The 12,731-nt window shown below is 39.8% G+C and carries 16 protein-coding genes; 7 read left to right on the top strand and 9 right to left on the bottom strand.

Annotated features, from left to right (window positions below):
* Window positions 1-159 precede the first annotated feature (159 nt).
* From AB6735_RS26435 to AB6735_RS26425, 3 genes are all read right to left on the bottom strand, one after another.
* Window positions 160-486: a HesB/IscA family protein gene (locus tag AB6735_RS26435; RefSeq protein WP_370999194.1), complete on the bottom strand. Its 327-nt coding sequence runs from the start codon at window positions 484-486 to the stop codon at window positions 160-162.
* A 103-nt stretch (window positions 487-589) separates the two neighbouring features.
* Window positions 590-1,003, bottom strand: a complete 414-nt coding sequence (gene iscU / locus AB6735_RS26430; protein WP_076378185.1) for a Fe-S cluster assembly scaffold IscU — start codon at window positions 1,001-1,003, stop codon at window positions 590-592.
* Window positions 1,004-1,116: 113 nt separating this feature from the next.
* Window positions 1,117-2,328, bottom strand: coding sequence for an IscS subfamily cysteine desulfurase (locus AB6735_RS26425; protein ID WP_370999193.1), 1,212 nt, complete (start codon window positions 2,326-2,328; stop codon window positions 1,117-1,119).
* Between the two features lie 105 nt (window positions 2,329-2,433).
* Between AB6735_RS26425 and mce the strand changes: the two genes are divergently transcribed.
* The 6 genes from mce (at window position 2,434) to prmA (ending at window position 6,811) form a co-directional block, all read left to right on the top strand.
* Entirely contained in the window at window positions 2,434-2,841 is a 408-nt protein-coding gene (mce, locus tag AB6735_RS26420) for a methylmalonyl-CoA epimerase (protein WP_370999192.1), read from the top strand.
* Window positions 2,842-3,001: 160 nt separating this feature from the next.
* Entirely contained in the window at window positions 3,002-3,250 is a 249-nt protein-coding gene (locus AB6735_RS26415) for a type B 50S ribosomal protein L31 (protein ID WP_166087813.1), read from the top strand.
* A gap of 66 nt (window positions 3,251-3,316) precedes the next feature.
* Window positions 3,317-4,501 (top strand): GlmU family protein, encoded by a 1,185-nt coding sequence (locus tag AB6735_RS26410; protein WP_370999191.1) that lies wholly within the window; start codon window positions 3,317-3,319, stop codon window positions 4,499-4,501.
* Between the two features lie 81 nt (window positions 4,502-4,582).
* Entirely contained in the window at window positions 4,583-5,347 is a 765-nt protein-coding gene (gene tpiA / locus AB6735_RS26405) for a triose-phosphate isomerase (RefSeq protein WP_370999190.1), read from the top strand.
* Between the two features lie 121 nt (window positions 5,348-5,468).
* Window positions 5,469-5,942, top strand: a complete 474-nt coding sequence (locus AB6735_RS26400; protein ID WP_370999189.1) for a hypothetical protein — start codon at window positions 5,469-5,471, stop codon at window positions 5,940-5,942.
* A 32-nt stretch (window positions 5,943-5,974) separates the two neighbouring features.
* Window positions 5,975-6,811, top strand: coding sequence for a 50S ribosomal protein L11 methyltransferase (gene prmA / locus AB6735_RS26395; protein ID WP_370999188.1), 837 nt, complete (start codon window positions 5,975-5,977; stop codon window positions 6,809-6,811).
* Window positions 6,812-6,873: 62 nt separating this feature from the next.
* Here the strand turns inward: prmA and AB6735_RS26390 are convergent, their stop codons facing one another.
* Complete coding sequence (locus tag AB6735_RS26390) at window positions 6,874-7,527, bottom strand: NAD(P)-dependent oxidoreductase (protein WP_370999187.1); 654 nt, start codon at window positions 7,525-7,527, stop codon at window positions 6,874-6,876.
* 55 nt (window positions 7,528-7,582) lie between these two features.
* A complete protein-coding gene (locus AB6735_RS26385; RefSeq protein WP_370999186.1) occupies window positions 7,583-7,990 on the bottom strand; it encodes an Rrf2 family transcriptional regulator in 408 nt (135 codons plus the stop codon).
* Between the two features lie 308 nt (window positions 7,991-8,298).
* Between AB6735_RS26385 and AB6735_RS26380 the strand changes: the two genes are divergently transcribed.
* Complete coding sequence (locus AB6735_RS26380; RefSeq protein ID WP_076378169.1) at window positions 8,299-8,640, top strand: helix-turn-helix domain-containing protein; 342 nt, start codon at window positions 8,299-8,301, stop codon at window positions 8,638-8,640.
* Window positions 8,641-8,669: 29 nt separating this feature from the next.
* Here AB6735_RS26380 and AB6735_RS26375 read toward each other — a convergent pair whose 3' ends face one another.
* The 4 genes from AB6735_RS26375 to mqnC form a co-directional block, all read right to left on the bottom strand.
* Complete coding sequence (locus tag AB6735_RS26375; RefSeq protein ID WP_370999185.1) at window positions 8,670-9,788, bottom strand: GNAT family N-acetyltransferase; 1,119 nt, start codon at window positions 9,786-9,788, stop codon at window positions 8,670-8,672.
* Between the two features lie 84 nt (window positions 9,789-9,872).
* Entirely contained in the window at window positions 9,873-10,073 is a 201-nt protein-coding gene (locus AB6735_RS26370) for a hypothetical protein (protein WP_370999184.1), read from the bottom strand.
* Window positions 10,074-10,203: 130 nt separating this feature from the next.
* Window positions 10,204-10,755 carry an SMC-Scp complex subunit ScpB gene (gene scpB, locus AB6735_RS26365; protein ID WP_370999183.1) on the bottom strand — a complete coding sequence of 184 codons (552 nt, stop codon included), beginning with the start codon at window positions 10,753-10,755 and terminating at the stop codon, window positions 10,204-10,206.
* 103 nt (window positions 10,756-10,858) lie between these two features.
* Complete coding sequence (gene mqnC, locus AB6735_RS26360; RefSeq protein WP_370999182.1) at window positions 10,859-11,983, bottom strand: cyclic dehypoxanthinyl futalosine synthase; 1,125 nt, start codon at window positions 11,981-11,983, stop codon at window positions 10,859-10,861.
* Window positions 11,984-12,731 lie beyond the last annotated feature (748 nt).

The raw sequence follows: 12,731 nt of genomic DNA, 5'->3' as shown, positions 1-12,731 counted from the left end.
GATATGATCACCCTAAACAACCAAAAATAAACCCCCTAGTTTGTCCTCGAATTACTAAACCCTTACAGCAATGACATGTTAATTATGAATATAAAGCTAACCATAAAAACAAAAGAGGCTCCAATTTGGAGCCTCTTTTAATATCATTTATAGTAATTTTTATACAGAGAAGCTTTCGCCGCAACCACATGTACGGCTTGCGTTAGGGTTATTGAATGCAAAGCCCTTTCCGTTCAAACCATCAGAAAAATCAAGTTCGGTACCGGCAAGGTACAGGAATGACTTCATATCAAGTGCGAAACGAACACCTTTATCTTCAAAAAACTGGTCGCCTTTTTTCTCTTCGTTATCAAAATCAAGATTATAAGATAAACCTGAGCAGCCACCACCCTGAACAGATACACGCAGGAAATAAGAGGCATCAAGCCCTGAATCCTGTATCAGGTGTTCTATTTTGCTTTTTGCTTTATCAGTTACAGTTACCATATTGTTTTAGATGTGAGATATGAGATGTTAGATATTAGACTTAAAAAATATTTTCCGGGTTAGCACAAAATCTCAAATCTCATATCTAATATCTCAAATCTAATTAATGATGTACTTTTTCGCTTTCAATTGGCGCTAAGCCGTTTTTTACACGGAAATCATTGATCGCAGCTTTGATAGCATCTTCTGCTAATACTGAACAGTGGATTTTAACAGGTGGCAGAGCCAACTCTTCAACGATATCCATGTTGTCAATTTTCATCGCGTCGTCGATGCTTTTACCTTTTAACCACTCCGTGGCTAAAGATGAAGAAGCGATAGCCGAACCGCATCCGAAAGTTTTAAATTTTGCATCGGTGATAACATTGTTATCATCCACCTGTATTTGCAGGCGCATTACGTCGCCGCACTCAGGTGCACCTACTAAGCCGGTACCAACTTTGTGGCTGCTTTTATCCAAAGTTCCCACATTGCGGGGATTAGTATAATGATCGATTACTTTATCTGAATATGCCATTTTCTTTTAATTATTGAATTAGTGAGTTAATGAATTATTGAATAATCTGAACTCGTAATATTTTATCTTTTAAAGCATCTGCACATTTGGAATCTGCACATCTGCATATTTTATTAATGTTCTGCCCACTCAATAGAGTTAAGGTCGATGCCTTCTTTAAACATTTCCCAAAGCGGTGATAGTTCACGCAGGTGGGTAACCGCTTTTTTGGTTACTTCAACGGCGTAATCAACTTCTTCTTCGGTAGTGAACCTGCCTAAGCCAAAACGGATAGACGAGTGTGCCAGATCATCTGATAAACCTAAGCTTTTCAGTACGTATGACGGCTCCAGTGAAGCTGATGTACAGGCTGATCCGGATGATACAGCAAGATCTTTCATAGCCATCATTAAGCCTTCACCTTCAACATATTTAAAGGAGATATTGGCTACATGCGGCAGGCGATGTTCTACATTCCCGTTTACATAGCTTTCTTCCAGTACGGTTAACGCTGATTGCAGTTTGTCGCGTAAAGCTGAAAGACGTTTTGCTTCGCTTTCCATTTCCAGAGCGCAAAGCTCACAGGCTTTACCTAAACCAACAATACCAGGAACGTTCAAGGTGCCTGAACGCATACCACGTTCATGGCCTCCACCGTCCATTTGAGCGGTAACTTTAACACGCGGGCCTTTACGACGTACGTATAAGGCGCCAACACCTTTAGGACCGTATATTTTGTGTGCCGATAAAGCCAGCAGGTCAATGCCATCAGCATTAACGTCAACCGGTATTTTACCAACAGCCTGGGTAGCATCTGTCATAAACAATGCGCCATGTTTGTGTGCAATAGCAGCAATTTCTTTAACCGGCTGAATTACACCGATCTCATTGTTGCCGTACATGATCGATACCAGGATGGTTTCTGGTGTCATATTTTTTTCCAGTTCAGCCAGATCAATCAATCCATCTTCTTTTACCGGCAGATAGGTAACCTTTCCTCCCAATTTTTCTACGTGTTTACAGGCATCAAGCACAGCTTTATGTTCTGTAACAGCAGTGATAATGTGGTTACCTTTATCTTTATACATTTCAAATACGCCTTTAATTGCAAGGTTATCTGATTCAGTAGCGCCCGAAGTGAAAATGATCTCCTTATCAGATGCGCCAATTAATTTGGCTACCTGCTCACGTGCATAATCAACAGCCTCTTCAGCCACCCAGCCAAAAGCATGGTTACGGCTTGCCGCATTACCGAATTTTTCGTTAAAATAAGGTAACATAGCTTCCAGGACCCGCGGATCCATCGGAGTTGTTGCATTATTATCTAAATAAATTGGGATATTCATATCTTAAGTATATTAACAGAACAAAGATACGCAAGTTTTTATTTAAATTCATTCAAAACAAACGGCAAATTATTAATCCTGACCATTAATTTACAATATTTGGACATGAACAAAGTTGAACATATCGGTATTGCGGTAAGTGATATTAAAACAGCGAGTGATATATATGAAAAGTTGCTAAATACCGGCATTTATAAAACAGAATTGGTGGAACAGGAAGGGGTGGAGACCGCTTTTTTGAAAACCGGTCCTAATAAAATAGAATTGTTGCAAGCTACACACGCCGATAGCCCGATAGCTAAATTTATAGCAAAAAAGGGCGAAGGGATACACCACATCGCTTTTGAGGTTGATGATATTGAGGCAGAAATGTTAAGGCTGAAAAATGAAGGCTTTGTGCTCTTAAGCGATAAACCAAAACCCGGTGCCGATAACAAACTGGTATGTTTTGTGCATCCAAAAAGCGCGGGTGGGGTACTGGTAGAATTGTGCCAGGAAATAAAAATAGCATAAGATTGGATAATGGTTTGCGCTCAATCACAGACAGTTCTCCAATTTTGTTAGCTGATTTTAATATCAAATAAAACTTTTAGCTTTTTGACTTTTTAATTTTGAATTTTTGATTATATTTGCGCCTCTTTTAAAAAGTACAGAAGGTATAAGTTTATATATAATGAAAAAAGATCTGCATCCATCAAACTATAGATTAGTTGTATTCAAAGACATGTCAAACGACTATTCTTTCATAACTAAATCCTGCATCGATACCCGTGAATCCGTAAAATGGGAAGACGGTAATGAGTATCCATTAGTGAAATTAGAAATTTCGCATACATCTCACCCTTTTTATACCGGTAAAATGAAACTGGTTGATACTGCAGGACGTATCGATAAATTCCGCTCACGTTACAACAAGAAATAATTACTTGTTGAATTAAATATTTAAAAGTCGCCCGATACATCGGGCGACTTTTTTTATTTTTGCTCCATGTCTATTATCCTTTTTGACGATAACGCACGCCAAACGCTACTGCCCCTTACTTATACCCGGCCTGTTGCCGATCTGCGGATAGGTATATTAACCATAGCCGAGAAATGGGCAAAGCATTTAAATACAGATCATTCTTTTCATACTGCTGATTATTTACAGACAAAGTATCCAGCTAAGATCGACACCGATAATTTATTTATAAACGGAGCTGTTTGCCCTGACGAGAGCCTGCTGGAAGCTATTGATAAATTAAAAACGGGTGAAGCGCTTAAATATAATGATCAATTACTGGCAGTAAAACTAAACCAAACCAATGCAGGTAGTTTTGATCCGGAAGCTAAATTTGACAGTATTGTTAATTACCCAAATCTTTTTGTCGCTATTCGTTATCCCGAGGATGTTTTCCGGAAAAATGACATCGAACTGCGTAAGGATTTTCAGCTACTTACCAAAGGCCGTACCAGCACAACCATAAGCGCCACAAACGTTATTATTGGTAACGATTTTTTTGCCGAAGAAGGTGCAGTTGCCGAATGTTCAACATTCAATACCACGAATGGCCCTATATACTTGTCAAACGATACCGAAGTTTGGGAAGGTACCCACATTCGCGGCGCTTTTGCTATTTGCGAACATTCACAGGTGAAAATGGGCACAAAGATCTACGGCGCTACAACGGTTGGGCCATATTCGCGTGTGGGAGGTGAGATAAACAATGCGGTAATGTGGGGTTATTCATCCAAAGGACATGAGGGTTACCTGGGTAATTCTGTACTGGGCGAGTGGTGCAATATTGGAGCCGATTCCAATAACTCCAACCTCAAAAATAACTATGCCGAGGTTAAGTTGTGGGATTATACTACGAAGGGCTTCCGTAAAACAGGTCTGCAATTTTGTGGTCTGATTATGGCCGATCATGCTAAATGCGGCATTAATACCATGTTCAATACCGGAAGCGTAGTAGGGGTAGGGTGCAATGTTTTTGGCGCGGGTTTTCCGCGTAACTTTATCCCCGACTTTTCCTGGGGCGGAGCGGCAGGTCTTGAGGTTTACGAGCTCAACAAAATGCTCGAAACTGCTCAGAAGGTTTTTGAACGCCGGGAGCATCGCCAGTTTAACCAAATGGAGAAAGATTTGTTGAAGCGAATATTTGAATTAACCGAAGAATACAGGAAATTTTAAGCGGATATATCTGTAAAGACGAATATTTGCGTCTCTCAATAATTTATCAACTCAATAAAAACAATCATAAAAAACACCATCATGAGAAAAAAAATTGTTGCCGGTAACTGGAAAATGAATCTTGACTATAACGAAGGTTTAGGCGTATTTTCTGAAATCATCAACATGATAAAAGATGAAGCTACCGGTACACAGGAAGCGGTTATCTGCAGTCCATTTATCCACCTGCATAGCCTGGTACAATTGGCAAAAGGATATACTAAAGTTTCGTTAGGAGCTCAGAATGCACATCAGGCAGAATCAGGGGCATATACCGGCGAAATATCTGCCAAAATGATCAAATCAATAGGCGCTGCTTATGTGATCCTTGGTCACTCAGAGCGTCGCCAGTATTTTGGTGAAAGTAATGAACTGCTTGCAAAAAAAACAGATACGGTACTGGCAAATGATCTTCGCCCTATATTCTGTATCGGCGAAACTTTACAGGAACGCGAAGCTAACAAGCATTTTGATGTGATCAAAAGCCAGCTTGCTGAAGGCGTATTTCACCTGGATGCGGCGCACTTTTCAAAGTTAGTTATCGCTTACGAGCCGGTTTGGGCTATTGGTACAGGTGTAACTGCGTCATCAGAGCAGGCACAGGAAATACATGCGTTTATCCGGAAAGAGATTGCTGCTAAATACAACCAGGAAGTAGCTGATAATACCACTATTTTATATGGAGGCAGCTGCACCCCTAAAAACGCACCTGAGTTGTTTGCTCAACCTGATATTGATGGTGGTTTAATAGGCGGCGCTTCCCTTAAATCGCGCGATTTTGTGGACATTGTAAAAGTATTCAATTAATTAGATTGAGGTATGAGTATTGAGATAACAATGCACTTATGCTGATGGCAAACAGAAACAGATTTGTGATGTTAGATAAAAATAATTTCAGATCTCAATATCTCCATACTCATATCTAATCATGAGGAAGCTATTAAAAGTTATTTTACCCATTTTAATTGATTTCGGCATTTATTGGGCCGTGGTGGAGTACAATATGCCTACCCATCCCATGAAGCTGATTGAGATAGGCGAGGGTAACTTATATAGTTTAATGGCTTACTTTCATCTATTCTGGCCCCTGCTGCTTGCGGTTGGTATTTTAACTCAATACATTATTGTGGTGCCATTATGGGATAATTATGCTATAAAAAGCTTTAAAGCCCGTTTGATTATCGGGGGCTGTATTGCGGCGGTTTGTATAGCTTTCGCGGGGGGTATCAGTTATATCATATGGGATCAAACCGAAGGGACGGCGCCATTTTACAGCTTTTGGTGGTATATGTCCGAAATTCAGCTTTTTTACTGGGTTTTTACCTTTGTTATCCTGTTTTTGATCGACCGGCGCAGGTTTGTTAAGCCACCGGCGCCTGCAGAAGTGGAGATTCCGGCATAGGAATAGGCTACATAATGACTTATTAATAATAAATGAATTATTACGAACTACTTTTTACTACCATAACCACCGAAGATTACCAGCAGGACTTGCTGATCAATGCTTTGGGCGAGATAGGTTTTGATACTTTTGAAGAGGTTGAATTTGGCTTTAAGGCATATATCCCTACAAATGATTTTGATGAACAACAATTAAAAGAGCATCTGCTACCATATCAGGACATGTTCACTTTTAGCTATGAGATAAACTTTATACCACAAAAAAACTGGAACGAAGTATGGGAAAGTAATTTTGAACCCATTGAGATAGGGAATAAGATTTATGTGCGTGCAACATTTCATCCGGCCAAACCTGAGTTTCCATATGAGATCGTGATCGATCCGAAAATGGCTTTTGGCACAGGTCATCACCAAACCACATCCATGATGCTGGAATTCATATTAGAAAATGATTTTTCAGGTAAAAAAGTGCTTGATATGGGTTGTGGCACAGGTATCCTCGCCATTATGGCTGCAAAACTAAACGCCGCAGAAGTTACCGCGATTGATTATGACCCGGTATGCTATGACAGCACAATTGAAAACTCGGCCCTCAATCATGTAACCAATATCATTCCGCTGTGCGGTTCAAAAGAGGCGATCCCGAATGAACAGTATGATACTATACTGGCTAATATTAACCGCAATATCCTGCTTGACCAAATGGAGCGCTATGCCGCGACATTAAAGCCCGGAGGAGAGATTTATTTCAGCGGTTTCTATGAATCTCCTGACCTGGAAATCATTACCGATGAGGCGAGAAAATATGGTTTAAAATATATCTCGCATAAAAAAACGAATGATTGGGTAGCTGCTAAATTTGTAAAGTAGTTATTAGATATTTAAATGCCGCTGTTGGTCGCATAGTAGTACTTAACAGCGGCATTGCTGTATTAATAGCCTACGGTAAACCTGCGTTTTATAAACTGATTGTTTTCCAGTTCATCAATAACAGCCACAGCCAGGTCTTCAATAAGAATATTGTTTTCTCCTTTTTCATTAAATACCGGCTGATCGGTACCTAAGCGGAATTTTCTTAACGGTTCGCCATGCGCGTCGGGATGCATGTTTATGGCCGGACTTAAAAATGTCCAATCCAGATCTTCTTCTCTACGAAGAATATTCAAATAATCACGGGCGGCCGAAGCACCTGGCTTGTAGGCTGCCGGAAAGTTTGGAGAGTCAACCAATTGAACACCAGGCGTAATTTCCAGGCTTCCGGCACCGCCAATAACCAATAAGCGCTTAACACCTGCTTGTTTTACTGCCTGCTGAATAGCTTTAGAACCAGCAATAAAGTCATCATAAATGTTAGGGTTTGTCCAACCTGAATTGTAAGCGCTTACTACTGCATCGTGACCTTTAAGCACATCAGCCAGACTATCAATGTTGAATACATCAACAGCTTTCAATGTTAGTTTATCATTGGTTATATCCAATTTTTTTGGATCGCGGGCAATGGCTGTTACTTCATGACCTCGTAATAGCGCTTCGTTTAAAATGGTTTGTCCTACGTTACCTGTGGCGCCTATCAGTGCTAATTTCATAATGGATTTATTTTTATATTGTAATTAAATTTGTTACAGTTTTGTTTAAAAAAAATTATTTAAATTTTTGACTAAAATCTGCCAGAGTGATTTTTGTTAATTTACCGATGATAGCCGTGTCTACTTCTGTGGCTAAAGCATCCAGATGCTGGTTGATCTGCCTGCCAATAGCGCAGGCAGGATTGGGTAGATTTTTGGCCTGTCCAAGTGCCGGATGGCTTTTTACAGCCTTATATACATCAGCCAAGGCAATGTTATCCGGAGCTTTACCGAGGCTATAACCGCCTGTTTTTCCTTCTTTACTGTTAATCAATCCATAATTGCGCAGGTTGCGTATCTCTTTACGTACTAATGCCGGATTAATGTTGATGCTGCCAGCAATATATTCAGACGATAAAAGCTCGCCATTGGCCTGTTCAAGCAGAGTGAGAATGTGAATAGCTATCTGAAATTGCCCGTTCATCTGTAATTAAAAAAGTTACAGTACAAAAGTAAAATATATATTTTATAACCAGGTAAATTTTGATTATTTTAACATTAAATTACTTTTCAATGATGAATAATAACTTAATTAAGAATTAATGCGCTGATTTAATGATTGTTAAGAATACTCTTTGCGCGGTAAAAAAAACGTTAAACGAAGAATGTTTAAAAAAGTTTCACTTTTAAATAAAAAAAAGTGCAAATTAGTTGATAATTAGCGTAATAATAAATACTATTGTAAAGTAATTAACTTTCGCGAAACCTAACTATTACTATTATTAAACTTACATGAAAACACTTGGGAAAAAAATCAGACTGTTACGTCATCAAAAAGGGTGGAGCCAGGAAGATGTTGCAAAACGTTTGGATATCTCTATTCCAGCCTTTTCGAAGATTGAAACTGGAATAACCGACATCAATTTATCGAGGCTTGAGCAAATCGCAACTTTGTTCGAAATGTCTGTAGTTCAGCTTCTTACGTTTAACGATGCCGAACAGGATCAAAAATTTGTAAATGAACTTGAAACCGTTAACAAGCGGTTAATGGATCGGGAAACAGAAGTTATTGATCTGCAAAAAAAGGTGATCGAACTTTTTGAAGAATTAAGACACTCAAAAGCTACTGCATAATTTAAGGCCCGGTGTAATGCCGGGCTTAGTTAAAAAATGTAACGCATTGTTAAATGCTTTTTGCCAAATGTAGCCCCAACTGCACTGTGTATGGCAATCATTTTCTCATTAAAATCACCAACCCAGGATAATTCCAATTCGTCATATTGCTTTAAAGGCAAAACATATTCCTTTAATTTGATAAATATGGCTGACTCCAAACCATGCTTCTGAAACTTTTGTTTGGTACCCATAACAATGGCTCGCATGCGGGATACGCCCTTCCAGCGGTAATACAAAAATTTAAGTTTGCCTATTAAATTTAATTTTCCGTTAAGCGGTTTGAGCATCTGATTAGCGTCTGGCAAAATGATGATAAATGATGCAGGTTCATCATCTATATAAGCAAACCATATCAGTTTTTCATCCATCAATGGTTTCATTTTCTCAAAACTTTCGGCTATAGTCGCATGCGTAATGGGGACAAAATTTTCGAAATCTTGCCAGGCGTCATTGTATATTTCTATGAAATCGGCAGCAAACTTTTCCATTTCCTTTACCCTGAAATGCCGGAAATCATATCCCGGTTTCTTGATCACCCAATTGGCAATTTTGGTAAACCTCTCTGAAAATGGCTTGTGCACATCTAAATGATTGGTTATCTGTTCGTAAAGTGTTTTAAAACCGTAAGCCTCAAAAAAAGCCCGATAATAGGGGGGATTATAATTCATCCCATAAGAGGGATGGGTAAAGCCTTCAACCAACAGTCCCCAAAAATTATCATTTTCACCAAAATTGATAGGGCCGTCCATGGCTTGCATGCCGTTATCCTGCAGCCACTTTTTAGCGGTATCAAACAGTAAAAAGGCGGCGTCCTGGTTATTAATACATTCAAAAAAGCCCATGCCGCCTGTTGGCTGTTCATAATGATAGGCCTTTTTGTTATTAATAAATGCCGCAACGCGGCCAATTAACCGGTTATTATTATCGGTGAGTATCCAGCGTGAGCATTTTCCATCCTGGTGAAAGTTATTTTTTGTTGGATCAAATACGGCTTCAATATCATTATCAAGCGGACAAACCCAGGTTTTATCATCTTTATAAATAACACGGGCTACGTTTAAAAATGCTTTTTGGGTGGTGGTGTCTTTTACTTCTGTAGTGGTCATAGGGATGTTGCTCACGGCCAAATATAAAAAAAAGCATTCAGGGCATGCCACTGAATGCTTTTGTAAAAATGTGTATCTTAAAAATTAAAAGTCGTCGTCGTCATCATCGTCAAAAGACTCATACCCTGCTCTGCCCAAATCATCATCTAAGGGTTGATCATAATCGTCCTCATCCTCATCAACCACTTTTTTCTTTTTCGGAGTAAGCGATAGATCATCGTCGTCATCATTTTCGTCTTCTGAGTTGTCGATCTTTTTAGTGCTCGGTTTTTTTGGCGTTCCCATTGTAACGGATTTTTTTAGTAAAACTTTATCAATATAATTTAAATCGGCCTTAGGTTGTTTTTTTACTTCTGGCGGCTAATTCAGTAGTAAAAATAATTAAAATCATTTTTATTAAAAATATCTTTTAAAATTATTCTGTTTGTTCGCCTATGGATGCTGTGTTCGTTGTAAAATCCTTAATTTGAGGTAATTCATCTATGCTATTTATGCCAAAATAGTCCATAAACATGTTGCTGGTACCATATAGAATGGGTTTTCCAACGCTTTCAGACTTCCCGGTTATGGCTATCAGTTCTTTTTCCAGTAATTTTTGTATTGAGTAATCGCAATTTACACCGCGTATCTGTTCAACATCAGTTTTGGTTACCGGCTGCTTATAAGCAATAATAGCCAGTGTTTCTAAAGCCGCCTGACTAAGCCTTTTTTTAGAGCGCTGCAGCTGTAATAAATTGATAACCGGGTGATACTGTTTTTTGGTTAGAAACTGGTATCCATTGTTAATTTTAACCAACTCAATAGCCAGGCTATCATTACTATATTTGTTTTTGATAGCAGTTAAACTTTCATTGACCTCGTCGGCAGTGAAATCGCGCTCAAAGGCAGCTTGCAGGCAATACATGATCTCCTCCATGCGAATACCCTGTTCCGACGCGAAAATTAATGCCTCTATATGATGCTCCATTTTTGTGAGTGGTGAGTGGTGAATAGTGAGTGGTGAATAGTGAGCTGTGAATGGTTAGATAACTCCCCATTTTTCACTCACCACTCCCTATTCACCACTCACTTTAATAGTTTATAATCTGTTCTTCAATTTCGGCGGGGATATCGCGCCAGTCGTATTTCTGTGTACGCAGTTGTGGCTCAAAACCAGCTTCTTTGATAGAGTCCTGGATGCCTTTGGCGGTAAACCTATGTGGTGCCCCAGCTGCGGATACCACATTTTCTTCGATCATGATAGATCCAAAGTCATTAGCACCGGCATGTAAACAGATCTGTGCCACCTGTTTACCTACGGTGAGCCATGATGCCTGTATGTTTTTGATATTGGGCAGCATGATACGGCTCAGCGCTATCATACGGATATATTCGTCGCCGGTTACGTTGTTGGTAATGCCTCTTACTTTACGTAACAGGGTGCCATCGTCCTGGAAAGGCCAGGGGATAAAGGCTACAAAGCCATGGGCACCTTCCGGTTTTTCGGCTTGTACTTCGCGGATCCAAACCAGGTGTTCAAAGCGCTCCTCGATAGTTTCAATATGCCCAAACATCATGGTAGCGGATGTAGGCAGGTTAAGTTGGTGTGCCGCGCGCATTACATCGAGCCACTCTTTACCACCGCATTTACCTTTTGATATCAGTCGGCGAACACGGTCATTCAGAATCTCGGCGCCGGCACCTGGTAATGAATCCAGGCCAGCTTCTTTCATAGCCCTGAGTACGTCAATATGGGCCATACCTTCCAGTTTGGCTACGTGGGCTATCTCCGGCGGACCTAAGGAGTGCAGTTTTAACTTAGGATACAACTGTTTCAGCTCCCTGAACAAATCGGTATAAAATTGAAGACCCAAATCGGGGTGATGACCGCCTTGCAGCAGCAACTGATCGCCGCCATAGCGGAAAGTTTCCTCGATCTTCTTTTTATAAGTCTCAATATCAGTAATATAGCTATCCTCATGGCCAGGCCTGCGGAAAAAGTTACAGAACTTGCAATTGGCTATACAAACATTGGTGGTGTTCACGTTACGGTCTATCTGCCAGGTAACCTTGCCATGCGGAACCTGCTTTTTACGCAGTTCGTTGGCAGTGTACATCAAATCGGCAGTAGAGGCATTGTTATATAGATAAACCCCTTCGTCCTGGGTTAAAAAATCAAACCGCAAAGCGCGTTGCAACAGATCGGCTGTGTTCATTTAACAAAGATAAAACTTTAGATGATGAATAGTTTCATGTGGATTGTAAGATTGACAAATTAATGAGGTTGCTTTTTGAAACTTATTTTTAGGATTCTAAATCGGCTAAAAAAATTTCCTCAAAAGAAACCTTTTTAAACCCCAGATTTTAACATTTTTCGATTCAAAAACGGCCTGGAAACCGCTCAAAATTCATTCAAAACCATCGATTTTAACACTTTTTATTTAACACTTTTTAACAAATTTCAACACGGTTTTGAGGTGTTTTTAAAACTTTAAGAAGTATTAACTTTTTGATTGTCAAATAACTGAATACCAAATGGCCTGTTTTTAGGCCTTTTTATCCTTAACCAAACAGCCCGGTTCTCTTGGATTGGAGAACCGGGCTGTTGTTTTATACAATGTACGAAAATTTATGGATAAGTATGGTGATGGAAACCTGCACGCTGAAGACGACTCACCCCAGCATCGCTGCGCTTGCCGACCCTCTTTCAGCTTCGCTAGAAAGAGGGCTGGCGAAAATATTTGTCATACTGAACGGAGCGAAGCAGCTGTTCTGTAGTTTATCAATTCAAGAATAGATCCTTCGTTCCTCAGGATGACAAAACAACCCCCATTTTTTAAATTCCCTCTTTCCGCCGCAGGCGAAGAGAGGTGACCAAGCGTAGCGATGGTCGGTGAGTCGACTAATGTTTTAGTAATCCCGCTTAAAGATCTCTCCTCGTACCTCGTTCGAGATGACAGCGGA

This window comes from Mucilaginibacter sp. RCC_168 (assembly GCF_041355315.1).
Lineage (GTDB): Bacteria > Bacteroidota > Bacteroidia > Sphingobacteriales > Sphingobacteriaceae > Mucilaginibacter.
This window is presented reverse-complemented; position numbering and strand designations above follow the sequence as displayed.